The 25,039-nt window shown below is 40.2% G+C and carries 23 protein-coding genes; 11 read left to right on the top strand and 12 right to left on the bottom strand.

Annotation, left to right across the window (positions count from 1 at the left end; all coding sequences use genetic code 11):
- Nucleotides 1–85: 85 nt before the first annotated feature.
- Entirely contained in the window at nt 86–772 is a 687-nt protein-coding gene (locus ACW6NC_RS15165) for an MCP four helix bundle domain-containing protein (RefSeq protein WP_457867299.1), read from the top strand.
- On the opposite strand, the gene ACW6NC_RS15160 is transcribed toward ACW6NC_RS15165, so the two are convergent.
- Together ACW6NC_RS15160 and dinB are read right to left on the bottom strand one after the other, a co-directional pair.
- Nucleotides 769–3,738: a DNA polymerase III subunit alpha gene (locus ACW6NC_RS15160; RefSeq protein WP_457867297.1), complete on the bottom strand. Its 2,970-nt coding sequence runs from the start codon at nt 3,736–3,738 to the stop codon at nt 769–771. The genes ACW6NC_RS15165 and ACW6NC_RS15160 overlap by 4 nt on opposite strands.
- Entirely contained in the window at nt 3,738–4,955 is a 1,218-nt protein-coding gene (dinB, locus tag ACW6NC_RS15155) for a DNA polymerase IV (protein WP_457867296.1), read from the bottom strand. Before dinB ends, ACW6NC_RS15160 begins: the two co-directional genes overlap by 1 nt.
- 192 nt (nt 4,956–5,147) lie before the next feature.
- Here dinB and ACW6NC_RS15150 point away from each other — a divergent pair, with 192 nt between their 5' ends.
- From ACW6NC_RS15150 to ACW6NC_RS15135, 4 genes are all read left to right on the top strand, one after another.
- A complete protein-coding gene (locus tag ACW6NC_RS15150; RefSeq protein ID WP_457867294.1) occupies nt 5,148–5,843 on the top strand; it encodes a DUF6799 domain-containing protein in 696 nt (231 codons plus the stop codon).
- A 50-nt stretch (nt 5,844–5,893) separates the two neighbouring features.
- A complete protein-coding gene (locus tag ACW6NC_RS15145; RefSeq protein WP_457867293.1) occupies nt 5,894–6,760 on the top strand; it encodes a hypothetical protein in 867 nt (288 codons plus the stop codon).
- A 180-nt stretch (nt 6,761–6,940) separates the two neighbouring features.
- Nucleotides 6,941–8,515, top strand: coding sequence for an NADP-dependent glyceraldehyde-3-phosphate dehydrogenase (locus ACW6NC_RS15140; protein ID WP_457867291.1), 1,575 nt, complete (start codon nt 6,941–6,943; stop codon nt 8,513–8,515).
- 212 nt (nt 8,516–8,727) lie between these two features.
- On the top strand, nt 8,728–10,332 hold the full coding sequence (locus ACW6NC_RS15135; RefSeq protein WP_457867290.1) for a bifunctional metallophosphatase/5'-nucleotidase: 1,605 nt from the start codon (nt 8,728–8,730) through the stop codon (nt 10,330–10,332).
- Nucleotides 10,333–10,378: 46 nt separating this feature from the next.
- On the opposite strand, the gene ACW6NC_RS15130 is transcribed toward ACW6NC_RS15135, so the two are convergent.
- The 7 genes from ACW6NC_RS15130 to ACW6NC_RS15100 form a co-directional block, all read right to left on the bottom strand.
- The gene (locus ACW6NC_RS15130; protein WP_457867289.1) at nt 10,379–10,942 is read right to left on the bottom strand and encodes a DUF4256 domain-containing protein; all 564 of its coding nucleotides are present in this window, start codon (nt 10,940–10,942) and stop codon (nt 10,379–10,381) included.
- Nucleotides 10,943–11,213: 271 nt separating this feature from the next.
- On the bottom strand, nt 11,214–13,658 hold the full coding sequence (locus tag ACW6NC_RS15125) for a zinc-dependent metalloprotease (protein WP_457867347.1): 2,445 nt from the start codon (nt 13,656–13,658) through the stop codon (nt 11,214–11,216).
- Between the two features lie 344 nt (nt 13,659–14,002).
- Nucleotides 14,003–14,812 carry an alpha/beta hydrolase gene (locus ACW6NC_RS15120; RefSeq protein ID WP_457867287.1) on the bottom strand — a complete coding sequence of 270 codons (810 nt, stop codon included), beginning with the start codon at nt 14,810–14,812 and terminating at the stop codon, nt 14,003–14,005.
- A gap of 356 nt (nt 14,813–15,168) precedes the next feature.
- Nucleotides 15,169–15,618 carry a CHY zinc finger protein gene (locus tag ACW6NC_RS15115; RefSeq protein ID WP_457867286.1) on the bottom strand — a complete coding sequence of 150 codons (450 nt, stop codon included), beginning with the start codon at nt 15,616–15,618 and terminating at the stop codon, nt 15,169–15,171.
- A gap of 254 nt (nt 15,619–15,872) precedes the next feature.
- The gene (locus tag ACW6NC_RS15110) at nt 15,873–16,721 is read right to left on the bottom strand and encodes a GNAT family N-acetyltransferase (protein WP_457867284.1); all 849 of its coding nucleotides are present in this window, start codon (nt 16,719–16,721) and stop codon (nt 15,873–15,875) included.
- A gap of 104 nt (nt 16,722–16,825) precedes the next feature.
- Nucleotides 16,826–17,428, bottom strand: a complete 603-nt coding sequence (locus ACW6NC_RS15105) for a hypothetical protein (RefSeq protein ID WP_457867283.1) — start codon at nt 17,426–17,428, stop codon at nt 16,826–16,828.
- 94 nt (nt 17,429–17,522) lie between these two features.
- Complete coding sequence (locus ACW6NC_RS15100) at nt 17,523–17,930, bottom strand: hypothetical protein (protein ID WP_457867281.1); 408 nt, start codon at nt 17,928–17,930, stop codon at nt 17,523–17,525.
- Between the two features lie 155 nt (nt 17,931–18,085).
- On the opposite strand from ACW6NC_RS15100, the gene ACW6NC_RS15095 reads away from it, so the two are divergent.
- Both ACW6NC_RS15095 and ACW6NC_RS15090 read left to right on the top strand, forming a co-directional pair.
- The gene (locus tag ACW6NC_RS15095; RefSeq protein ID WP_457867279.1) at nt 18,086–18,478 is read left to right on the top strand and encodes a hypothetical protein; all 393 of its coding nucleotides are present in this window, start codon (nt 18,086–18,088) and stop codon (nt 18,476–18,478) included.
- Complete coding sequence (locus tag ACW6NC_RS15090; protein ID WP_457867277.1) at nt 18,475–18,675, top strand: helix-turn-helix transcriptional regulator; 201 nt, start codon at nt 18,475–18,477, stop codon at nt 18,673–18,675. The genes ACW6NC_RS15095 and ACW6NC_RS15090 overlap by 4 nt, the downstream gene beginning before the upstream one ends.
- A gap of 248 nt (nt 18,676–18,923) precedes the next feature.
- Here the strand turns inward: ACW6NC_RS15090 and ACW6NC_RS15085 are convergent, their stop codons facing one another.
- Nucleotides 18,924–19,592: a Crp/Fnr family transcriptional regulator gene (locus tag ACW6NC_RS15085; RefSeq protein WP_457867276.1), complete on the bottom strand. Its 669-nt coding sequence runs from the start codon at nt 19,590–19,592 to the stop codon at nt 18,924–18,926.
- 390 nt (nt 19,593–19,982) lie between these two features.
- Between ACW6NC_RS15085 and ACW6NC_RS15080 the strand changes: the two genes are divergently transcribed.
- Nucleotides 19,983–21,260: a hypothetical protein gene (locus tag ACW6NC_RS15080; RefSeq protein ID WP_457867274.1), complete on the top strand. Its 1,278-nt coding sequence runs from the start codon at nt 19,983–19,985 to the stop codon at nt 21,258–21,260.
- A gap of 77 nt (nt 21,261–21,337) precedes the next feature.
- Here the strand turns inward: ACW6NC_RS15080 and ACW6NC_RS15075 are convergent, their stop codons facing one another.
- On the bottom strand, nt 21,338–21,529 hold the full coding sequence (locus ACW6NC_RS15075; RefSeq protein ID WP_457867273.1) for a hypothetical protein: 192 nt from the start codon (nt 21,527–21,529) through the stop codon (nt 21,338–21,340).
- A gap of 257 nt (nt 21,530–21,786) precedes the next feature.
- Nucleotides 21,787–21,873, bottom strand: a complete 87-nt coding sequence (locus tag ACW6NC_RS15070) for a prolyl oligopeptidase family serine peptidase (RefSeq protein WP_457867345.1) — start codon at nt 21,871–21,873, stop codon at nt 21,787–21,789.
- Between the two features lie 359 nt (nt 21,874–22,232).
- On the opposite strand from ACW6NC_RS15070, the gene ACW6NC_RS15065 reads away from it, so the two are divergent.
- The 3 genes from ACW6NC_RS15065 to ACW6NC_RS15055 all read left to right on the top strand — a co-directional run bounded on the left by ACW6NC_RS15065 (nt 22,233) and on the right by ACW6NC_RS15055 (nt 24,948).
- The gene (locus ACW6NC_RS15065; protein ID WP_457867271.1) at nt 22,233–23,123 is read left to right on the top strand and encodes a DMT family transporter; all 891 of its coding nucleotides are present in this window, start codon (nt 22,233–22,235) and stop codon (nt 23,121–23,123) included.
- A 233-nt stretch (nt 23,124–23,356) separates the two neighbouring features.
- Complete coding sequence (locus ACW6NC_RS15060) at nt 23,357–24,097, top strand: ferritin-like domain-containing protein (protein WP_457867270.1); 741 nt, start codon at nt 23,357–23,359, stop codon at nt 24,095–24,097.
- A gap of 11 nt (nt 24,098–24,108) precedes the next feature.
- Nucleotides 24,109–24,948, top strand: a complete 840-nt coding sequence (locus tag ACW6NC_RS15055; RefSeq protein ID WP_457867269.1) for a ferritin-like domain-containing protein — start codon at nt 24,109–24,111, stop codon at nt 24,946–24,948.
- The last annotated feature ends 91 nt before the right edge of the window (nt 24,949–25,039 follow it).

Raw genomic sequence — 25,039 nt, 5'->3', positions numbered from 1 at the left:
ACTTAGAAAATCAGGCTAATTTTGTTATTTTGTATGGCGATCAGTTGTTTAGCACACCGCACGATCTCAGTAAAAACCGATTGCTATGAAAGAACTATTTTCTATTAAGCCCGCTAAAAGAAAACGCCTTGTTTTACTGCTGAGTTTATTTTTCGCCCTAATTCTTATCGCTGAACTGATCGAAAATAAAAACCTGCAAGAGATTGATAGTGATTTCTCTTCCCTGTATGAAGACAGGTTGATTCCAGCTTCTCAATTGTATAAGCTTTCTGATCTCCTCCATGAAAAACAGCTTATTTTTGAATACCTGAACGAGAATGATTTTAGGATGGCTCCCTCTGATCTTGAAAAGATAAAATCCGAAAATCTTGAAATCAACAATATCCTGGCAGAGTATGAAACGACTTACCTTGTTGAAGAAGAAGTGGAACAACTGGCAAATTTCAGGTTCAATTTAAAGGCCTACCAGGAGGTGGAAAACGAGATTCTTTATCATATTGAAAATAATAACCATGAGGTAGCTCAGGTGCTGATCAACACCAGGGGAAGGGCTCTTTTTAATAAGACAACTACCCATTTAAACCGGCTCGCGGAGATCCAACCAGAAGTAGGCAGGGAGTTATTAACCCATTATCGTTCCAGTTTCGGTAGTTCCAGTTTGCTGTATTATTTCAAATTAACGATCACCCTGATCTTCGGTGTGTTGGTGCTACGGTTATTGGGGCTGATGAATCTGGTGAGTCAGCCAAAGCAAAAATTCGAGCTTAATTAATAAACCGGTGTAGCTAACCGGGGGTCGCTTAAAATAGGCTGTCTTTCTATTGATTTTATTTTTAGGGAGAGATATCCCAATTCATCTACCACAATTCCCCGACACAGATAAATTCCTTTACTTCTTACGGGGTATCTTTCAGCGATATCAGGAAAATGTACCGTGTCGAAAACATCATCATTCTTATCGAAAAATGTCCCGAAATACATAAAACGTTTGGAGGTGGTCACTGTTTTCTTAAGAGTAATGAGGTTACCATAGATACTGACCTCTTTTCCTATATGCATTTTTAATTCACACGCCATTACGGAAGATTGCATTTTACATTTGAGTAACCTGAATCGGCTACAGAGTGGAAAACCCAATAGTTCTATTTGGTCGTAGACATCTATCAATTCTGAATAAGAAAACTCAGGAAGTTCATAGTCCTTATGCGCGGGTTTAAACAATACCGCCTGTGAGGTTCTGGTTTTGGTTTTTTGGAGTTTAAAGTGGGCCTTCCATAGCAGCTGGTGCTTGTCTATGCCTGTAAACCTAAAGGCATTGATTCGCAGTAGAATGCTGAGTTGTTCAATAGAAAGTTCCACCCGGTCTATAAACTCATCAAAAGTGCTGAAGTTGCCGAAAAACTGACGATTTTCCAAGACCTTCTGAATGCTTTTAAGCTCAAGCTCTTTGAGGTACCCAAAGCCCAGGTAGATGTCTTTTCCATAAATTACAGTGGGATGATCGCTTTTATTGATGCAGGGCGGATGAATGTGTCCGCCACATCTTTTTATTTCTTTTAAATAAGTTTCCACATCATAAAACCCACCTCCGTTATTCAGGGCTGCAACCATAAATTCCAAGGGGAAATAGCGTTTTAAATAGAGACTCTGATAACTTTCCACGGCATAGGAAGCAGAGTGACCCTTCGGAAAGGCATAGCCGGCGAAAGAGGCAATCTGTTCCCAAACTTCTTCTATCAGGTATTCTTCATAGCCTTTTTTGAGACAATTCGCTTTGAAGGTGGCTTTGATGCGTAAGAGGTCGTCCTGGAGGTATTTCTTTCCACTCATTCCACGTCTTAACACATCGGCATCGTCGAAATCAAGATCGGCAAAGTGGTGGGCTACTTTCATCACATCTTCTTGATATACCATTACTCCATAAGTATCTGGCATTATTTCCATCAGGATGGGATGAGCTTCTTTTCTCTTCTCAGGGTTCCTGTGGCGCTGGATATATTCTTCTTTCATCCCTCCGCTGGAAACTCCAGGTCGTATTACAGAGCTTGCTGCCACTAGGTTCATATAATCCTGAGTTTGCAGTTTAATAAGCAAGCCTCGCATGGCTGGAGATTCTACATAAAAAACCCCCATACAATCCCCTCTTTTCAAGAGGGAATTAATCTGGGGATCATTCTTGAAAACCTGTATATTTTCAATGTCTTCTAGCGGAGAGTTTGGTTGATTTTCTTTGATGATATCAATGGCATCGGTGATCTTGGAGAGGCCTCGCTGGGCGAGGATATCAAATTTATGGATCCCTACATCTTCACAAACATTCATATCTATCTGCAGGGTTCTGAAACCCTTAGGCGGTAAAAATGTAGCGCAATAATTATAAACTGAATCATTAAGGATCGCGATTCCGCCTGAATGCACACTTAGATAATTAGGAAAACCTTCAATAAGGGAGCTGTATCTAAGGACCAGTTGCTGGGTTTGATCGAGCTCCCTGAACTCAAAATAACCTGAAGCCAGTTTGTCTATTTCTTCCTTCGGCAAGCCGAAAACTTTACCGAGTTCCCGGGACACTGCGCGGCGTTTAAAGGTGACATAGGTAGCCAACAGTGCGGTGTGCTGATATTTCCTGAAGATATAAGCAGTGACTTCCTCTCGGTCTTTCCAGGAAAAATCTATATCGAAATCCGGTGGAGAATTTCGGTAGGCATTGATGAAACGCTCAAAATAAAGATCGAGCTCAATAGGGTCTACATTAGTAATTCCAATGATATAGGCCACAATAGAATTAGCTCCACTGCCTCTGCCAATAAACGGGAAGTTCTTAGAGCGGGCATATTTTACAATATCAAGATTGATCAGGAAATAGGGAGTGAAATTTAGTTCGGTTATGGCTTTTAGCTCTTTTTCTATCCTGTCGAGAATTTCCTTGGTCGGTTTGGGATAGCGTTGAGGTAAGTACTCATAGCAAAGTTCCCGAAGCTGTTCGATGTCCTGGGGTTGGCTTTTCCCGAAGACCTGAAGATTACGGTTGATGCGTTTTATCCCAAAGTCGAATGCTACATTACAGGTTTGGATGAGCCTCAGGGTATTTTCTATGATATACGGAAAATCTTCAAATTCTTTTAGAAGTTCTTTTTCGGGTAACATCTGATGAGAAAAAGAAGCCTGCTCTTCAGTAGGAAGTTTACTCAATAAAGTGTTATTATCTATTGCACGCAAGAGCCGATGAGCGTTATAATCTTTTTTATTTCGGAAGCTGACACTTTGCAGAAGCACCAGTTTATCTTTGAACTCCAGGTATTCTGAAAACTTCAATTTTCGAAGGCTTTCTGAGGAAATCCCAATGAATTCATTATCCTTAAAACGCGTCTTTTTTCTGCTCATTATTTTTTCTAGGGGATAGATGATGAAACATTCGGGAAGTTCCGGTGCTTGGGGAGAAAATTTCTTCTTCAGGTGGAGATGTGTTGCAAGATGCTCGTTGAGTTCCCTGAAGCTATTATTGCTTTTGGCTATACCCACATATTGTTGATCTACGCCGTTTCTAAAATCTATACCGATGAGCGGTTTGATGCCATATTCCGGGGCTTTTTTAACAAGATCCAGGCAGGCCGAGGTGTTATTGATATCGGTTAAAGCAAGAGCAGAAACAGTATTTCTTTGTGCGAGTTTACATAGCTCTTCTACAGAGAAGGTTCCGTAGCGTAGGGAATAATATGTGTGGCAATTAAGGTACATTATTGTTTTCTATGTGCCAGGACAACCGGCGGAGCTCCATCAAAGGAGTTGCCCATCCTGCCAATGGTTTTTGTGCCTAAAGTAACTGCACGCATTACGCTGTGTTCTCCAAATTTATTACGAATGCGATCTATCGAATTGTAAAGATTGAGCATCTCTTGAGAATCATCGAAGAGGTTAATCTGGTAATTTCCACTTACAATTCCGCTAAACTTAACTCCTATAAGCCTTATTAGTAGCCGGCGGGAATAAAGCTGTTTAAAAAGCTGCTCCACTTTTGGAATGAGGATATGGTCGGCACTGGTGTATGGAATCTTAGTCTGCTTGCTTTGTGTCTGAAAATCGGAATATCTGATCTTTACACTCACCTGGCTGGCGAGTTTATTTCCTTTTCTAAGCTGATAAGCCAGGCTTTCTGTCATCGCTACCAGGGTGGCGTGAAGTCTTATCACATCTATAGTATCCCGGCCAAAAGTGCGCTCGGTAGAGATAGACTTTCTTTCGTGAAAGGGGATAATAGGAGAGTTGTCTATGCCGTGGGCTCTTTTCCATATCGTCCGGCCGTTTTTGCCCAGTACGCTTTCCAGCATTTCAACAGGCATTTGCTGGATGGTTTCAATTTTGTAGATGCCCAGGTTCATCAGGGTCTGATAGGTTTTGTTGCCTATCATCGGAATTTTGTTTACGGCAAGAGGAGCCAGGAAGTTTCTCTCGCTGCCCTGGGCCACGATGCTCTCGGCATTAGGTTTTGCCTCTCCGGTAGCGATCTTGGAAACAATCTTGTTCTGGGATAGACCAAAAGAGATAGGAAGGCCGCTTTCCTGTATGATTCTTTGCCGAAGCTCTTTGGCGAACTTTTCTATTCCAAAGAACTTGTCCATCCCTGTAAGATCGGCGTAGAATTCATCAACACTGGCTTTTTCAAAAGAGGGAACCTGATTTTTGATAATTTCGGTGACTACATTGGAATGATACGTATAGGTACTGGCATTTCCTTTGATAAAAATGGCCTGAGGGCAAAGTTGGCGGGCAACTTTCATAGACATTCCTGAGAAAACCCCGAATTTACGCGTCTCATAACTCGAGGCGGCAACTACCCCGCGGTCTCCCATCCCTCCTACGATAAGGGGGCGGTTTTTTAATTCCCGGTTAAGCAAACGTTCTACCGATACAAAAAATGTATCTAGATCCAGATGTAGAATAGATTTTTTATGCATTACAGTAGGATTTAATCCATTAATTTGGAATTAATCCAAAATTATAAATTTGTGAAGATCCGGCAACGATTTTAAGCGTTAAATTTTCAGGTGTAGAAAAAAAATGAAGATTTTTTTTTCCTGAGAAATATCATTCTTTTAGGTGCATTTAAGCTCTAAGTTTATTATAGATATTAACCTAAAATAAATACGATGAGAATATTATTTTTATTAGTATTTCTGTTCTTGGGCTTCCAAACAGGGATTGCACAGGACAGGGATCAAGACAGAGATCAGGATCGTGATCAAACACGATTAATGATGGTGGATGGTGATCTTTTACAAATAAGAGATCAGGATCAGCAAAGGCTTCAGGACAAAATAACCCTGAATGATGGGACGGTTTTAAATCCCAATGGTAGGTATGTGACCCGCGATGGGAAAAACCTTCGACTCAGAAATGGAGAATGCCTTGATATGGATGGGGTAAAGTACAACAATGAGTATCAGTACCGGTTTAAAGTTCAGCAGGAGAACAAAGGTTTATCTGAAGCTCAAATCCAGGAGCGAAATCAAAATCGAGTGCAATATACCCGTATAGATGGTGATATGTACCGTGTAAGAAATCAATCTCAAAACCGTGTACAGCAGCAGCTTAATGTAGGAGATGGAATTTCTGTAAGGCCTGATGGCACTTACCAGGTTCGCAATCAACAACAAATGCGTCTTCAGGATGGCGAATGTTTGAATATGGACGGTCAGCGACTCACCAATATGTATCAGCTTCGCAAAAACATAGCGCAAAAAAATATGATGCAGAACAAGATTCGGAAAAACCCTCCAAAGACCGTTCAAAAAAACGTTCAAAAACAGGTTCAGAAAACTCCTCGAAAAGGGAAAAACAACTAATCAGAAAGCCGGCAGTCAATGATGATTGCCGGCTTCTTTAAATTAAAATTATGAAAATCTTATTACTGTTTCTGATCTTCCTTCAGGGAATTGGCCTGTATGCTCAAGCCGATAATAACTTGAGGGATAAGAAAACCCAGGAGGGAGTTTCTTTCCTTTTTGCAGATCTAAATTACTCAAGTGATGCGGTTTTTATGGGAAGAAGAGATTCTGTGGCGGCGCCTTATTTGTTACCGTCTTTAGGGTATTACCACCGCTCAGGTTTCTATGCCGATGCATCCCTGTCTTATTTGGTAAAGGACGAAAACAGGGTTGATATGGGGTTGCTCAGTGCCGGGTATCGCTTTGATTTGAATGGATTTAACGGAGGAATTTCAGCTACTAAATATTTCTTCAATGAAGACAGTTACAATGTTCAATCACAAAGCTCGGGAAATTTAATGGCCCTGTTGGGCTATGATTTTAATTTCCTGGAATTAAATCTAACAGGCAGTGCATATTTTTCTGAAGAGGGAGATACCGATTTTTTTGCGGGGTTAATCCTTGAGAACACGCTTACTCTGATTGAAAATAAGCTCATTCTAAACCCTACTTTCAGATTAAATGCAGGCTCGCAGTATTTTTATCAGGAATATTACCAAACCAGCCGTTTAGGAAATCGAAAAGGGAAAAATGCAATGCAGCAGGAGCCCATAGAGACTATAGAGGTGGAGGAAGCTTCCAACTTCAATATTCTTTCTATGGAACTCGGCCTTCCTGTTTATTACTATCATAATCAGTTTATTTTTTCTTTTCGGCCTCATTTAGCTTTTCCACAAGGAGAAAGCAAAATCATTACGCCTGATTTTGTATACGAAGAAACTTTGGACGATGTTTTCTATTTTTCCGTAGGTATTGGTTACTGGTTTATTCCTTAGAAACTGTCTATTAAAAAACAAATTGATCTGACTTGTAAGATTTCTTGTTTAATTTTTGAGAAAAGGAGCTTTTAATTTCTTTTGCATCATAAAATTTTGTGAAAGCTTATGGACAAGGTTCATATTGGCTAAAAATTCTTAGATTTAAATTTATTTCTTAATACAACCAAAACCTAAATTATGAGTAAAAGCAAGTCTTATCAGGTCGAACCCATTGACCAGGATACTTACCTGGCAAACGGAGAATTAATTAAATGGAAAGGGGAAAAGGATGAAGTTTACTCTACAATTTCTTCTTCTCAGAGTTATAGCAGGACCCTTTTAGGTACGGTACCCCATATGGATGAGTCTACAGCCCTGGAAGTTTTAGAGCATGCCTGCAATGCCTATGATAAAGGCAAGGGAGAATGGCCCACCGCTAAGGTTTCCGAGCGGGTTGCCAGCATGACTAAATTTGTCAAGTTAATGGAGAAGGAACGGGAAACTGTGGTAAAGTTCCTAATGTGGGAAATAGGAAAGTCTCTTCCCGATTCTGAAAAGGAATTCGATAGGACGGTGGAATATATTTACGATACAATTGAGGATTATAAGCAATTGGATCGCGATAGTGCTAATTTCAAGAAGCGCGATAATGTACATGCCCATATCCGCCGTGGACCTTTGGGGGTAGTGCTCTGTCTTGGGCCTTATAATTATCCCTTAAATGAAACCTTCGCTTTGCTTATTCCTGCTCTTATTATGGGGAACACCGTGATCTTTAAGCCTGCTAAGCATGGAGTACTATTATTGTCTCCTCTGCTTAAGGCTTTTCAGGAAAGCTTCCCGAAAGGGGTGGTCAATATCATTTATGGCCGAGGGAGAGAAGTTGCGGCTCCGATTATGAGAACAGGCAGGATTGATGTACTGGCTTTAATTGGTAACAGCAAATCAGCTATTGCTTTACAGGACCAACATCCACATAAGAATAGGCTGAGGCTGGTACTGGGCCTTGAGGCCAAAAATCCTGCGATTATCCTGCCCGATGCAGATCTGGACCATACCATTGAGGAATGTCTTTCAGGAACCTTATCTTTTAACGGGCAGCGTTGTACCGCTTTGAAGATTATCTATGTTCACGATGATATAAGAGAGGAATTCAATAAGCGTTTTGCTGAAAGGGTAGACCAGTTAAAATTTGGAAATCCCTGGGATGAGGGTGTTAAATTAACGCCTCTGCCAGAACCAGACAAGCCCAAATACATCACTGAATTGATCGATGATGCAAAAGAAAAAGGGGCAAAGGTCCTCAATGAAAAAGGTGGGCAGGTGATTGAAAATTACATTTTCCCTGCAGTGCTTTATCCGGTGACCAAAGAGATGAGGGTATATCAGGAAGAGCAGTTCGGTCCGGTGATCCCGATAAAACCTTTTACTTCTATTGAAGATCTACTCAATGAGATAGCAGATTCAAATTATGGGCAGCAGGTAAGCCTTTTTGGAAAGGATGTGCATAAACTTGCACCACTTATTGATACGATGGTGAACCTGGTTTGTCGTGTAAATCTTAATTCTGCATGCCAGAGAGGACCAGATGTGTTCCCTTTTACGGGAAGAAAAGATTCCGCTGTAGGGACACTGAGTGTTCACGATGCACTGCGTTCTTTCTCCATCAGAACCTTCGTAGCATCCAAGGATAATGAGTACAATAACAAAATTCTGCAGGAGCTGGTTTCCGGGAAGGAATCTAATTTTGTGAGTACAGATTATATTCTTTAGGGGCTGTTTTGAGTTCTCAGTTATGAGAAGTTGATAAATTTATTTCGGGGGTTTGTAACCATCTCACAAACCCCCGAATATTTTTTGCTGGTCAGCTCCACAAGAGGTATGACAACTAAACTTTTAAATATGTTTAGAGGTTTAGGTTAAGTTCTGTTAAGGGTATACAGGGTGTTGTTTTTGCGATTTATCTTGCTTAAAAATTTTTAGCAATGAATAAATTTAGATTATTAAATATCACCATGCTCCTAACTCTGTTTACTGCCTGCGGTTCAGGTAGGTTCTCTGAATCTGAGGTAATCCAGCCTGAATCCCTAAGGATAAGTATTCTGCATACCAATGATATCCACGGGAACTACATGCCTTTCAAAACCACTACCGGAAGTGCGACCTCTCAAACCGGAGATCCCGGGAGGGATACCCTCATAAATTTTGGAAAAGAGGCCGAGATAGGTGGATTTGCGGTTTTGGCTACTGCCGTAAAGGAGATAAGAAATTCCAGAGGAAAGGAAAACGTGCTTCTGTTTGATTCGGGAGACACTTTCGGTGATGATCTTTTAGGGAATTTAACCGAAGGGGAAGCGGTGATCCAAATGATGAAACAACTGGGCTACGATTACATGGCCCTGGGAAATCATGATTTTGACTACGAAAGGGAGCGCACGGAAGAACTTATGAAGCTCGCTGGATTCCCTTTTGGAGGAGCAAATATCACAGACAAGCGTACCGGAAACAGTATCTTTGATAATCCTTATATCATCAAGGAATTTCAAGGGGTTAAAATCGCCATCCTTTCCCTGGGTTATCACAACACCCATCTTACCGGGAACCGGGATAATATGAAAGATCTTGAATTCCGCAGGGGAAATGAGGTAATAAAAGAATATCTGCCGGAACTCAAGCAAAATGCTGATATCATTGTGGTACTTTCCCACCAGGGTACCGCTATTGATAGACTCACCGCAGAGAAGTTCAGCGACATAGATCTGATTATCGGAGGGCACAGTCATGATGTGTTTAGGAAACCTGAAAAAATCAATAACACCTATATAGTACAGGCAATGGCTGATGCGGCTATTCTGGGTGAGATAAACCTGAATATTACGGCCAAGGAACTCACAGGGATAGAATCGGAAAATCATTTTTTGTGGCTAAGCCATTACGAAAAAGATGCTGAGATGGATGCCCTAATCTCGCGTTTTCGTGATCCTCACCGGGAGCAGCTGGAAGAAAAGATCGCCACAGCTGTTGACGTTATTGACAGGCAGTACAAAAGTGAGAGTGCTTTTGAAAAGCTCGTGGGAAATCTTCTACGGCAAGAATATGATGCTGATATCTCTTTTCAACCCGGAGTTGGCTACGGAATTTCCCTTCATGGAGATGTTAGCCGGGAACAACTGTATCGACTCATTCCTCATCCTTCAAAAGTGGCCACCCTTATTTTGACCGGGGAACAGGTGAAAGCTATCCTGGAGCAAACCGCAGCAAACCAAAAGCCCCTGGATAAATATGAAGTGGTGGGAGGTTTGCTGCAAAGCAGCGGAGTGAGTTATACCCTGGACTATGCTAAACCTTTAGGTAACCGGATCAGCAACATGAGAGTGAACGGGGAGGAGCTACAACCTGAGAAAGAATATAAAATTGTGACCCATACCGGAATGCTAAATGGTCTTCATCGTTACGATGAGTTAGGAAAGGGCAAAAACACCGAGAAGAAAGATATTCAATTAAATGAATTTACGGTAGAGAAATTCAAGGAAGTCGGTGAACTTAGACTCCCTGACAATATGGAAGAAGTAACTATTAAAGAGGAATAGTATGTTTTCAGTTGTAGGCACCTGTTGAACTTATTTTAATCTCATTTCACACTTCTAACCAAGCTCTAAAACCTCTTGCGGCGTAATAAGATTCTGCGCCATTGTGGTACAGGAAAACGGTGTCATAGCGTTTGTCACAGAAAAGTGCTCCACCCAGGTTTCTGATCTTTTCTGGGGTTTGAACCCAACTGGAAGTTTTAGTGTCGAAATCTCCGAATTGTTGTAGTTGCCGGTATTGGTATCTGGAAAGGATCTCTACCCCCATTCTTTGGGCCAGGTCCATCGCGCTGTTCTTAGGTTTATGTGCTTTTCTGGATTCCAGTGCTGCCTGGTCGTAACAGAGACTTCGTCTGCCTTTTGGACTTTGTTCAGAACAGTCGAAAAAGATAATTTGACCGGTTTCCCTGTCCTGGTCTACCACATCGGGTTCACCGCCGGTGCTTTCCATCTGGAATAAAGAGTTGAGTTTTGCATCAGTAGCCTCTTTAATTCGTTCTTCTACGGAAGTCCACTTTACTCCTTTATGGCGTTTCGGGTGAGTCTCAAAACGTATTTTCAAGGTTTTCAGGAGTTCTTGTACTTCCTTTTCTGAAAGTTTAATCTTGTTCATAATTCAGTAGGCTTTTATTCATTGAAAAATTTTCAATTTTCCGGTTTCCAATTATAAATATTCTATGAATTGTTACTTTTCTTTTTTAAATACCTCTGTGATAATTAACCCGTAGTAGGTTATTACCAGCCCAAATAAAATCCATCAGGTTATTATAATTCCATTTATGGTTTCAAAACATTAATACAATATAATAGATTCATATTCAACTGATTCCGGGTATTAAAAAGCCCCACAAAATGCAGGGCTTTTAAAAATTTTCAAACCACAGTTACGCATCAACTGCTAAAGCGACATCAATCCTTGCAATCAAATCATTCCAATGATAACGGCTTAGCTGATCGTTTGTTCTGTTTCTTCTAGATCTAAGATCTCTTCTAAGTTGCTCGAGATTCCCACGCATCAGAGCGATAATATCGGTAGAAGTGACCTCGATATCTTCCTCTTTATGGAGATTCTGAACATATTCTGCCGCTGCATCTACATAGGCACGCTGGATATTTCTCCGGTAGGCATTTACTTTCCGGGATCTATACAGCTCTTTAAAAATACCTCTTCTAAGATCGTTCATCAATTCAACTACAGTATAGACCTCTTCTCCATTTACCTGCTCGTTGGTAATCATTCGCTGCAGCCGGTCTTCGTCCAAGAGATCATTCAGTGCCCTGCTTTGTAGGCTTTGCACCCGTTCAATGGCTCCGGTAGCCTCAATGCGCTCCAGTAGTTCGTGATCCAGGAGCCAATCCGGGGTAGTAAAAGCGTGTTCATTGAGGAATGCCACGGCAGATTTCTGTTTTTCTTTGGGAACCGGATTATAAACCGTTCCTTGCTGGTCTGCAGTTTTTCTGGTTTCGTAAACACCACCAACGTTGGTCACCACATGAGACATATAACCTCTCCACATATAGGTGAGTTCCCGGTAGACTTCTGTTAATTCAGAATAATCTGTATTGTCTTTAGAGGTCCATTCTACAAGATTCGGCACGACACGCTTTAGGTTTGCAAGCCCGTATGCACTGGCTTTTACCTGGTCGTTACCAAGGCTCTCTCGTTGGGATTGTGGATCAATCCCGCCGTAGCCATTTCCAAATTCATACCACGGATCTCCTGCTTTTTCCTTGATCCACTTGCTAAGAATGGGTTTTTCTTCGTCAGGATTATCGGCTTCCGGAATATATCTGTAACCCCAGTTGATCGCGTAAAGATCATAAGGACCCATCATCCTGATGTAGCGCACACCTTTATCACCGGGCTGAGCTACATAGTTCACCCTGGCATAATCCATAATGGAGGGGGTCAGGCCATACTTTTGAGTAAATTCAGCAGAACGCAACGAATCTGTTGGGTAAGCAGCACTGGCCTTCATATTATGAGGCAAACCAAGCGCGTGGCCCACTTCGTGTGCGATCACCATGCGCATCATCTCTCCAATTTCCTTCTCAGGGGTATTAAGCGTTCGTGCCGAAGGGTTCTGAGCCCCAGCCTCGATCAGGTAACGGTTCCGATAGGAACGCAGGTGGTTGTGGTACCAGATGATATCACTCTCGATGATCTCACCGGTACGTGGATCGGTTACCGAAGGTCCCATCGCATTTCGTGTAGTACTAGCCACATAACGCACTACAGAGTAGCGCACATCCTCAGGACTGAAATTGGGATCTTCCTCCTTAGTCGGCGGATCTTTGGCGATCACGGTATTTTTAAAACCTGCAGCTTCAAAAGCCACATTCCAGTCTTCAATTCCCTGCCTGAAGTAAGGTCTCCATTTTTCGGGCGTGGCAGGATCTATATACCAAACAATTGGCTTTTCCGGCTCCACAAGTTCACCTCTTTTGTAGGCTTCGATATCTTTAGGGACGAGTTTCCAGCGGTTGATGATCCTGTAATCGTCACTTTTTAATTCGTCGGAATTATAGTCATACTTTTGGGTGGTGAACCAGCCCACGCGATGATCGGCCAGACGTGGCTGCATCTTTTCATCCGGAAGCAAGATCATAGACTGGTTCATCATCATGGTAATGGTTCCTGCCTGATCGCTCTCGGGCGGTTCCTCGGCTTCATAGGTCATCACGTGCTTTACTTCAATATTTTCAGGAAAAGCATTGGCAGAAGTGATATAGGAGCGGGATTTATCAAGCTTTTTTACTTTATAGCGCTTTTTGAGAGAAGGAGATACACCATTGATGGCCGCTACTTCTTCTTTAAAGAGATCACTCACCTCGATTACTACGGAAGTTTTATCCTCGTTATAAGCCGTGATCTTTGAACTGAACAGGATAGGGAAGAAGTTATTGGCTGCGACCGACTGGTAAATAGGAGTGCCTTCCTCGCTTTTATTCTCGAAGCTAATTACCTTAACGTCGATATGGTTTCCTCTTTTTTCCCAACGAACTACTTGTTCATTGGCTTTTGAACCGGCATTGACATATCCACCGCCAAAACCGGCAGGCACTCCGGCAATACGACTCACCAGCAGCATGTCTTTTCCCAGCATTCCAAGCGGAATTTCAAAATATAGTTTATCATCTACAAAATGAGTGGTGAAGAGGCCTTCGTCGCTTTTTGCAGCGGCAGTGATTACCTCGCCGTAGGGCTTAATATCATCCTGTGTTTTTTTATCAACGTTGTTCTCATCTGATGATGTCGAAACTGCCTTTTGGGTTTGGCAACTTACGCCAAGTGCCAATAGCAATCCGTACATCGGTAATTTTTTCATCATGGATATATGGGATTTTTGAGGTTCCTAAGATAGAGAATGAAGTTAGAATTACGAAATAAGAAGTGCTAAGGGAATTGGGAGGTTACGTTATTAGGGGAAATCCAAAGAGAGAGAATTTGCTTTTGTTTCGAACCCCGATTTATCCGAGACTTAAAGTCTTTTTGCTGGTAGACCGAAAGAGAATCCCAGATAATTTAAAACTAATCATCAATTAAAGGTATAGTATTGAGGTCTATGGTTCTTTTGATGGAAAAGGAAAAGAATAAATCTAATCTTCATTGGCTTTTTTATCCGTTAAGTTGAAAATGCCTTAAAAAGAAGAACTACTTATCGTTTAGGATTTAATACCGCTCCAGAATCTTTCCTATTTCCATTCTATAGACCGGTGTATCCAGAAAGTTATTATGACCAAGACCTTTTAGAGTGATCAGGCTGTCTGTCGATTTAAAATGCTGCTGAATTTTAAGGGAAGAGCCGTAATAAACGATCCTATCTTCATCTCCATGTAAAACTACCACCGGCATATTTGTTTCTGACACATATTTTCCGATCTCTAATTTATACCTAAATAGGAATGAGGGAAACACCTGAAGTGGAGTCGTATTTTTCGCGAGATCGGGTAGCGAGTAAGGTGGAGCCTGCAGGATCAATAATTTGGGATGGTTCTTTGCAGCCAATCTCGCAGCCATTCCCGAACCTATGGAATGCCCAAGGACAATAACATTGTTTTCGGGATATTCCTTTTTTAGTTCATCATACAGTCTTTGCACGTCTTTATGCAGCTGAGCTTCACTCTCAATAAAGCCTTCGCTTTTGCCGTAACCCCTGTAATCGGGGATGAAAACATCATAATTAAACTTAGTAAAGGTTTGCGCCACTCTGCCCCATCCCTCCAATGAACCTGCATTGCCGTGGAGGTAGAAAACCAGGCCTTTGGGATTTTTTGTTCGAAATAACAGGGCGTGTAGTTTTTTTCCATCTTCCATGGTAACAGTGCGTTCTTCAAATTTTTCAAAATGGCTGAACCTGTAATTCTTCGGAAGTTTCTGTGGTAAAAAGATCATTTTCTCCTGGAAAAAATAGCCTAAGATGCAGATAAGCAGATAGAGAATTATAAGGATAGAAAAGAATATAATCAAGGTTGATCTCATTTTTAATTACCAGAAAGTTGTAAAAAAAGATACGCTTTTTCTGTCTTCTTTTCTTACCAAAAAAGCTGTTATTGCATGTATTTAGCTACAAGATGTCGAATTTATTTCGCTGATTTTTCTAAAATTTTCTACAGGATGAGATAATGACCAATTTGATCAAGATCATTTTTTTATCAGTTTTTAAACAAATTTTTCCCTTACCCATTAACTTTTTGGTAATCAGGATAAGGACAATTAAATTGATAAATACCGATTGGAGAGGGATGTATGGAATCAAAAAATAAAAGATTCGATGAAATCAAAGTGCAATCAAAAAACTCATGCAGCGAAGTGCAAAAAAATAAACCTGTAGTACCTCAACTACCCTTTTCCTGTAAGCCATCACTGGTTTCAAAATACAAATGATAATGATTGCTGCATCCCGGGTTAAAGCCTGCTGAACAATTTGGACAGGTATTGCCGGATTCCAGGTATTGATCTATACTAAGCTCGTGGCCGCATACACCACATAAAATGGCTTTTTCAGAAAAGGCTGTTTTAGGCCATACCTGATGTTCGTGTTCTGCATCTTCTTCATGACAGGAAAAGCATGGGTAGTATTTCTCGCAGCATTTAAACTTTATAGCAATAACATCTAAAGCCGAATTCCAGTGTACACAACGGGTTTGCTTGTCTATTGATTGACCATAAACAGTGGTTCCTTGAATTTGAAAAATATTTAGTGGCTTTGGCATCTTTTCCTGTGAGTTGGTACGGTTGAAATAAAATAATAATATGCAGAAACAAAACAGGTGTAGTGGTTTCATCTTTTGGTAATTACTTTTAAATAAATTTTAATCGGCTTATAATTCTCCAAGAGTTTGCCAAAAGTAAGGCTTTTTATACATTTTCTACAATAGCCATAATTTGAAAGGAACCGCCGTTGTTCAAATTTCTAACACTATTGACATCTAAACCAATTATTGGGTTAAACATGTAATTAGCATACCCTAAATCGACTTGATAATCGTTTTCGCTATTATACTTTATTTTTTTCAATCTTAAGTTTGGTTATCAACAACTATAATTTTTTGATCATTTCAAATTGTTTTCCTTTTAACGCTACATTTTTTGCTTTCAAAAATTCAGTGATTGAAGTACAGTGCGCATCTGTATTCATAATTTTAAGCAGTTCCTTCTTATTGTATTTTTTTGCTTCATGAAGCAATAATGTTGCTATCCCCTTTCTTCTATGGTGTTTTTCAACTGCTATTTGGGTGACATCTCCAGAATTGGGTTCAAAGATGCAATAGCCCATAAGTTTTTTGTCGTTAAACACTCCTAGGTATATAAATTCTCCTGATGCCCTTTGAATAGCCTGGAAGTCGTTCTGCCAGGAAGGATTAAAATCCCAAAAGCTCGGGATCGTTTCAAAATCCAGCATATTCAGTTTTGAAACCATGTAGTCTGAATTGTTTATCCTGCTGTCAATTTTTTCATTTTTTTGCATGAAATAATTAAGCTCTCTGGAGGTTTCAAAGCCAAGTTTTTTATAAACAGAAATGGCTTTAGGGTTGTGCTGCAAAACTTCCAGCAGGTATTGTTCAATCTTGTTTTTTCTCAAAAGCGGCAGAGAAGTCTCGAAAATTTCTGTTGCCAAACCTCTTCCTCTAAAGTCTTTTAAAGTTCCTGTGCCGGTGTCGTAGGCAGTGGGTATTCCATTGTGATACCCTATTGCATTAAAAGTAAAGGCTACAATTTCATCCTTATGATCAAAGACAGCAAAAGATAATTCGGGAACGAAGCCGCGTCTTTTTAACATTGCCTGGAGTTGTGCTCTATTCCATTGTACTTCATAACCGTCAAATGCCTGTGAGAAGGCTCTGGAAATGATTTCGAATCCTGTATTTTCAAGAGATCTTATTTCCATGAATTATATTATTGTATTTGGTCTATAGGATTATTGAAGCTCCAATAAATGTACTTAATCTTTTTATTTAGGATATGGAAATATCTAGCCTTGTCTTCTTAATGTTATTCTTTTTCGATCTCTTGTATTAGGCTATCTATGTAAAAACCATGAGGATTTTTGGTACCGTGAGTACGCAAAATGTATTTTACCGTTTTATTATTTAATCTGATAGTACCTTCTTCCTGTATGAAACCGGACCATTCGGGGGTATTTATTCTTAAGGACTCATTATTATACAAATTGCTGTCCAAATGAATGATGTGGTTAGTGACACTTATTTTCTTCCCATAGATTCCGTTTGTTTTATAGTCGGTTAAAGCATTTTCATCGGAATCAAAGAGTATTACAATGTAATTTTTGTCTGTAGTTATTTGAATATCAATAGTACTTTCATTCCGTGTTATAGAAACGGCGATTAAAATGCCCAGGACTAATTCTCCTATTGCAATTACTTTATATGGAATGATACTTATCAGTATCCTGTCAATAATATAAAAAACAAGAATAATGAGAGTGATTGCACCTATTACCGCCCCGATAAGCGCTGCTTCGGCCTCACTGTTAAAAACAATAAATAAAATATAAATGGTATATAGGATGCCCAGGGCAGCAATTACCACTAAGGGGGTTACCGGAAAGATTAGCTTTTTTAAAAAATCACTCATTTTAATTAAAGTTAGTTAATCTTTATTACCATCTCGTTGCTCAGAAATAATAGGATTGAACTTGGCCATTTATGTCTTACCGGTTCAGACTTATTTATTTTTCCTTAGCTGCTCTTACCATGGCCAACCCGGTAATCGCCTGGAGCAAACCAGAAGAAAAATAGAGTGGTTGTAAGAAATCCTTATATCCTATAAAAGCTACCTGGGCTATTATCCAGATCATTAAAATTAAGCCAAATATGCTTCCAAATTGAGCTCTGTTTTTATTCTTTTTAAAGCTAAGCCAAAAACCGAGGACATTTCCAATTCCAATTAATAAGAAAAGTATAATTCCCGGAATCAGAAAGTTTGGGAATGGTGTGTTTGCCAGCCATTCGAATTTCATATTCAGACTGTTACCAGAAGGATCCTTTATTAGCATAAAACCACCCAGGAGTCCGCTTAGACCATTGAATAATTGCAAAAGGTCGAAGGTGATAATAAGACTAGTTGTTGTTTTCATGTTTTTATTATTAGGCTTGTATTGGAAAGCTTTTTCTAAATATAAATAGCTTTTGCCAGTATTAAATCTTTATGTAAAATAAACTTTACAATTAATTTTTTTTATTATATTTGTAAAGTAAAAATTACATAATGTAAACTATAAACGACATTACAATGAAGAAGGAACGTAAAAAAAATTTATACACTCTTGCCATATGGACGTGGAGTTGGGTGGTAACTATGGCCATCGCTGCCTTTGGACCAAAATACATATGGGATGACCACACTGTTCTAACTGTTCTAGCCGTATCAGTAAATTTTGTTCATGGAATTTTAATGATTTTCGCAAACAGAAGATTATTAAATAATTTTGATGAGCTGGAGCGCAAAATTCATTTGGAATCCCTGGCTTTAACACTGGGTTTAGCAGTTATAGTTGGATTATCCTATTCTTTGCTCGACACTACTAATCTAATTGGTTTTGATGCCGAGATAAGCAACCTGGTGATATTTATAGGAGTCACTTATTTAGTTTTAGTCACTATTAACACCAGAAGGTATACATGAAAAACAAGTTGAAAGTGCTTCGGGCGGAAAATAGTTATACTCAGGAAGACTTAGCTGATATTATTGGCGTTTCCCGTCAAACCATTAATGCCATTGAAAAAGAAAAATTTGATCCCAGTCTTCCTACGGCTTTTAGGATTTCCAAACTCTTCAATTTACCCATAGAAGATATTTTTCATTTTGAGGAAACTAAATGAAATTAATCAGACAGTACATTTTTTTTCTTTTTGTGAACCATGAGTCCGTGCTTTTTCTAAAACAAAAGCCGGCTTAAAATTAATGGCAGATCGGTTCTGATAATTTTCATCAAAAAATTTCATTTTTCTCAAATGCTTTCATACTGTTTCAGGAATTTCGATGGTTCTATCCTGGAGCTATCTGGTAAGCTAAGACCTAATTCTTAGCATATCTCTGGATAGCTGTTCTGTAATGTTATAAATTTTAATTACACATACATTCGGCTTATCCTTTCCAGTCCGTTAGGATCATTGATCTTAATTCTCGTACCCTGAGTACTGATAAGCTTTTCTGCCCGGAATTCAGAAAGTAGCCGGTTAACAGTTTCCTTAACCGTACCTACATAACCCGCAAGATCTGAACGGGTAAGGGCTACCTGATGAGGTTCCCTGCCAGTGATATTGAATTTACTGTCCAGGTTAAGAAGCGCTTCCGCCAGCCTTCCGCGAACCGGCTTATAGGCAAGATCTACTGTTTTTTCATGACCCTTCCTGATATTGAGAGCAAGTTGTTGCAGTAAGCTTCTGAAGATATGATCATCTTCTTTTAAAACTTCCCAGAAATCCTGTTTAGGAATAAAAAGCAAAGAGGAGTCTTCCAAGGTTTTGGCAGAATTCCCATAGCGACTTTTGGAGAACAGGTCTGAGAGGCAAAGTAACTCCCCATTGGTAACGATCTTTAAAATCTGTTCTTTACCTGAACTCCCCAGTTTGGAGACTTTTATACTTCCGTTCTCTACAAAATAAGCCCCAAGGGGGGTGCTTCCTTCCTGATAGATCAACTGGCCTTTTTTATAGTATAAATAATCTGCGCGGGCTCTTAAAGGAGCCGGGATCTCGAGGGCCATATTTTCGGTGGGATACAAGACAGGTGCCATATGAAGTTTTTTAGTTTAACCGGTGATTAATATGATGGAAATTAATAATAAATACCTGCGACAACCATGACAAATGTCATTTTTACAACTTTAACATAAGTTATAATTTATTTGTAATTAGGGGTTTATGGTGGTTTTGTGCAGCAAGGTAAGAAGGGATGGTTTGATTGTTTTAGATGCTAAAACTTTAGTGAAAATGAAATTCTGGAACAGGTGAAAACTGCCTGTGCCATTTATGTTTTTCAAGGAGTGATTTTTGTCATTAGAACCGGGATTTAAAACAGATTTCACAATAGCAAGTACTAGTAATAAACCTATTTAAATTATTTAATTTCAATGTGTTGTGTGGAAATTATGATATAGAATTTATTAACCTTAAAAACTAAAACGATGAAATTAATTGACACTATTTTAAAATCGGCAATGGTTGCCCTGCTCATGGTTTTCTTCACCGGGTGTGAAACTGATGAGCTGAACGAACAGCTTTTTGAAGCAAATGCCCAAGTAAAAGCTCCAACTGTAGAATCTGCAGGAAATAACCTCTCTTTCCCGGTCATCTGGGCTGAAGAAGGTATAACAAAAATCCTTCGAACTCCTCCTACAAATCTTGGGGAAGCCGATTATTTTCTTTCAGGAGAATGGTGGTTCGTATGGGGAGAGGATCCTATAGACCCAACTTATCCTATTTACGGGTGTGAACCTAGTCCTTCTGGTGATCTATTATGTAACGACGAGAAAACCGTGCCTGGTTCTGATTACTTCAAAGCCTGGTTACAGAAAGACCCGCTTAACTTCTGGGAGGCCTATAATGGAGATGCAAGTCTTCCCGTATATGTGGATTTTATTGATTGGGGAGATAACCTGGAGTCTATTGACTGGAGAATCAACTCTAAGGTACGTACTGAACTGGTGTTGTATGAAAATGTTATTGATCAGGGTTTTGAAAATGGCGTTCTACAATATCCAATGAGACATGTTTCGGGCTGGGGAACCGATGAAGTGCATGGATTGCAAACAAATTACCTGGATGATGCGATTTACTCACCTACACCAGAAGAAGATCCAACTTTCGGATTACAGGCTACTGTCTATTCTGAGAGAACCAGGATGACCATTCAAAAACTAAATGTTGACCGGGAAGATCCAAGATTATTAACCCAATTGGAATGGGATGCCCAAAATTCTCAATGGGTAGATATAGGTGGGGGAGAGCCTCTGATTAATGAGCCTTTCTTCAACTTCGCCGTGGCTGAAGCAGCCGATGGCCCGGGTTATTTTAATGCTGAGGTTAACGTCAAAGGAAAAATCATTTATGGTTATACCTGGGATATGAAAGCGATGAATGAAGGAACCGGGGATTACAGGATAACTTATAGCTTTGATGCAGGTACAGGCTTAAATACTTTTATTAATTCTGATACCCAAATAATTGTAGCAGAAGAGGTTACAATATATGCTGAAGGTGAAAGTGGGGGAGCAGGGGTTTTAGATGACTCCAATGACCTAACCTATATGGATATAAGAATTGTAGGAAAAACCACCGGTGGCAGTGGTGGTAACAGTGGCGGTAACGGCGGTGGTAATAGTGGCGGTGCCGGTAATAGCGATAGCAATGGTGGTGGTAACAATACCGGCGGTGGCGGTAATGGCAGTGGCGGCAAAAATTAAATAAATCATTAACCATTCTAATTATAAAAGCCGGTCAACATTTGTAGACCGGCTTTTTAACTTAATGAATGAATTCCTTACTTCCCCTGAAGCTCCAGGCAGGTTTCTGGAATTTCAAGGGTCCTATCCTTGAGATAGGAATCAAACCACCGCATCATCCTTAGGGTATCGTCATACCTGGCCGCAGCTTTCTTATTCCCGTGGACTTCTCCGGGGTAATGTACCAGCCTAACAGGAGTATCGGTCCTGGTTTTAAGATGACAGTACAATTCGTAAGATTGCCCGGGATCAACGCGGGTATCTTCTTTTCCTTAGAGGATAAGCAGGGGGGCTGGGCAGCATTAAAAATCGGACTGCGTTCCAGGTAGAACTGGTAGTCGTTCCAAATACGTTTGCGGCCGTTTACTAAATAAATTTCCTCGGGTATATCGCTGGTTCCCCATTTAGAAATATTATTGCTAATCCCTACAAACATCATTCCGGCTGCAAAACTATCGGTGTGGCGGGTGGACATCCAGGCAGTGGCTTAACCTCCGTATGATCCACCGGTTACTCCAATCTTGTCTCTGTCGATATTATGATTCTCAATGTGGTAATCTATACCGTCGATAATATTATCAAATTCTTATCCGGCAGCATTCCCTAGCTTGATTTAGCGAATTCAATGCCTCGCCTAGTACTGCCCCTGTAATTAGGGTAAAATAAGGCGTAACCCTTGGCGGCCCCTAACTATCCGGGCATGCTGTAGGCGATAAGCCATCCATTGTCATAATGTGCTTCCAGACCTCCGTGAACCACGGTGATCAAAGGAGTTTTTTCTGAAGCCTCTAAGGGATGAATCAGGATTCTCCCCTTTCTAATAATTTAGGAAAATTTTAGGGGAACAAAAAAAAATGGATGGTGTGAGGAATATATATTAGTTCTATGGGGATTTTTTAAATAATAAACCGGGAGAATTAAAAAGCCTTTACTGTGAAGAAAAGTACAATTTTATTAATTGTAGGTTTTGTTTTATTATGGAACTCCGGTTTTATAGGTGCGGAGTACGGACTTCCCTATACTGGGCCATATACCTTAATTTTCTTGAGATATCTAGCAGTGACTATTTTGATGGTTTTATATCAGGGAGCAGTAAAAAGATTTAAATGGTTCGGTTGGAAGGCTACATTACTCAATATGTTAATAGGCTTCCTGGCCCATGGCGTATGGCTTACCTGTGTATTACTGGCTCTGGAAAAAAATGTTCCTGCGGGAATTGTGGCACTCATTGTAGCTTTGCAGCCTCTGGTAACGGGAGCTCTTTCTCGTTTTATAACGAAAGAAGATGCCAATTTATTCCAATGGTTAGGATTGGTACTAGGCTTTTTAGGTGTGGTGATAAGCGTGGGTTTTCGAATAGATTTTAGCGATCCTGGTTCAATATATGCTTATCTCCTTCCTTTAGGTTCGGTCATCGGTATTACCATTGCGACATTAATTCAGCGAAAGTTGGAGATAAAGGATGAAAAGGAGAAATTGCCCCTGGATCAAACCCTTTTTTATCAGAGTCTTGCCACCATGCTGGTTTTAGTTTGGCCAGCCATTTTTGTAGAAAGCTTAGCTTTACAATGGGAGCCAGAATTCAGTTTTGCTATGATCTGGTTGATTCTGGCTGTTTCCCTGGGGGCATATATTTTAATGTGGAAATTGATTGAGCGACTTGACGCAACTCGTGTAGCTAGTTTGTTTTATCTCGGTCCTCCAGTGACCATGGTAATGGCATGGCTGGCCTTTGACGATAAAATTTATGCAATGGATATTGTTGGCCTTGTCGTGGTGTTTTTAGGAGTCATGTTAACTTCACAAGGGACATCTAATTCTTAAAAGGTTCCCTACTTCAAAAGAATTACTTATAAAAGCTAGTGCTAGCAAGAACCGGCTGATGTTTATTCCTAAAATTTAATCCATTACCCCCTGCAAAAAAAATTAATTTTTAAACCTTATCAGATCGTAGGGCTCCAAATAGCATCTTCTTTTTTAACTACATTTTAACTAATTACAGAAAACCGTTGGGTATTTCTTCCCGTAAGTATTTTAAACCAAGAAATCTTAATAGTATGAAAAGAGAAATTTTAACGGCACAGAAAAGGCCGAATGAAAAGTTGAAAAATACTAACTCCCGTAGAAGCTTTCTGAAAATAGGAAGTTTGGCGGTAGTGGGAACCAGCTTAATGTTGTCATGTAGCAATGATGATGATGTAGTGATGCCTCCCTCAGAAGTCTTTGACCTGGGAAGCGGGGATCTAGGCATTCTGAATTATGCCTATGCTCTGGAACAACTGGAAGCGGCTTTTTATAAAAATGTACTGGATGGATCCTATTGGATGAATGCCGAAGCAGAAGAGCGGCTTATCCTTGAAGATCTTCATAAACATGAAACTATCCATCGTGAATTCTTTAAGGCGGCAATCATAGGGGCAGTCAATGGAGATACTTCAAAGGTGTTACCTGAACTTGAATTTGATTTCTCATCTGTGGATTTTAGTGATAGATCCTCGGTGTTGCAAACAGCCAAAACTTTGGAAGATACCGGAGTGGCTGCCTATAATGGTGCAGGCCAATTGTTGCAAACTCCAGATTACCTGGTGATCGCGGGAAAAATAGTTTCTGTGGAAGCAAGACATGCTTCAGCCATTCGGTCCATTTTTGATGAGGATTTAAAATCATTTGCTGGTGATGATGTGATTGATGCCAATGGACTTGATCTTGCCAAGAGTCCTTCAGAAATTCTTTCTGCAGTGGGAGACACTGGTTTTGTAAAAACTAAATTCACTGCAAATCAATTACCAACTTCTTAAAATAACATGTTATGAATCTAATAAATTTTATTGAGGAATTTACCACTGATAATTTAATAAAAAAGACTTCCTCCAGAAGGGAAGTGTTCACCACTTTCGGAAATCTCGGAAAAAAAGCGGCCTTAGCATCTATTCCGTTTGGGCTTGCCACAGGGAAAGCTGGAGCGATGACCATGCAGGACCAGAATGCTGCCATAGCTGCATTGCAGCTGGCCTTGACCCTGGAATATCTCGAAGCCGAATTTTATATTAAAGCCCTGGAATCAGGAGTTTTAGTAGGTAACAGGGCAGAGGCAGTTTATGAACAAATCTCTAAGCACGAATCAGCTCATGTGAATTTTTTACGTGATGGGTTAGGGGATGATGTAGTAGAATCTCCGCAATTTGACTTTACCGCAGGAGGAGCTTTTGATCCGTTCAATGAAAATGGATCGGGACAAGAAATAGCTTATGCCCAAATTTTGGCGTTGGCCCAGGCTTTTGAAGATACCGGGGTGAGAGCCTATAAGGGCCAGGCTGGAAACTTAATGGGGACACCTTTTCTGACCCCCGCTTTACAAATTCATTCTGTGGAAGCACGACACGCCGCCGAAATCAGAAGATTAAGAGCGGATGTGCTTAATGCTAATAGTGATCAGAGTGCTCTGGGTTGGATCTCTCTTAATCAAAGAGGTCCCGGAATGCCAGAGGCAACACAATCGGTTTATAATGGTGAGGAAAACCTGGTTCAGGGCGGAGTAAATCTAGAACAAGCGACAGAATTTGATTCAATAGCAGTATCTCAATCCTTTGATGAACCTATGGATGGAGACACGGCCAGGGCAATAGCCTCTCTTTTTATCGTTTCCTGAATTTGGATCTTTTGTGGGTTAATTAAAGAATCGCCAAAAATTTTTGGCGATTTTTCTTGTTTTAATTCTCCGCATTTTCCTAATTTTAATT

Source organism: Salegentibacter profundi (assembly GCF_054121475.1).
The sequence above is the reverse complement of the archived record's forward strand: the minus strand, read 5'-3'. Positions and strand labels throughout refer to the sequence as shown.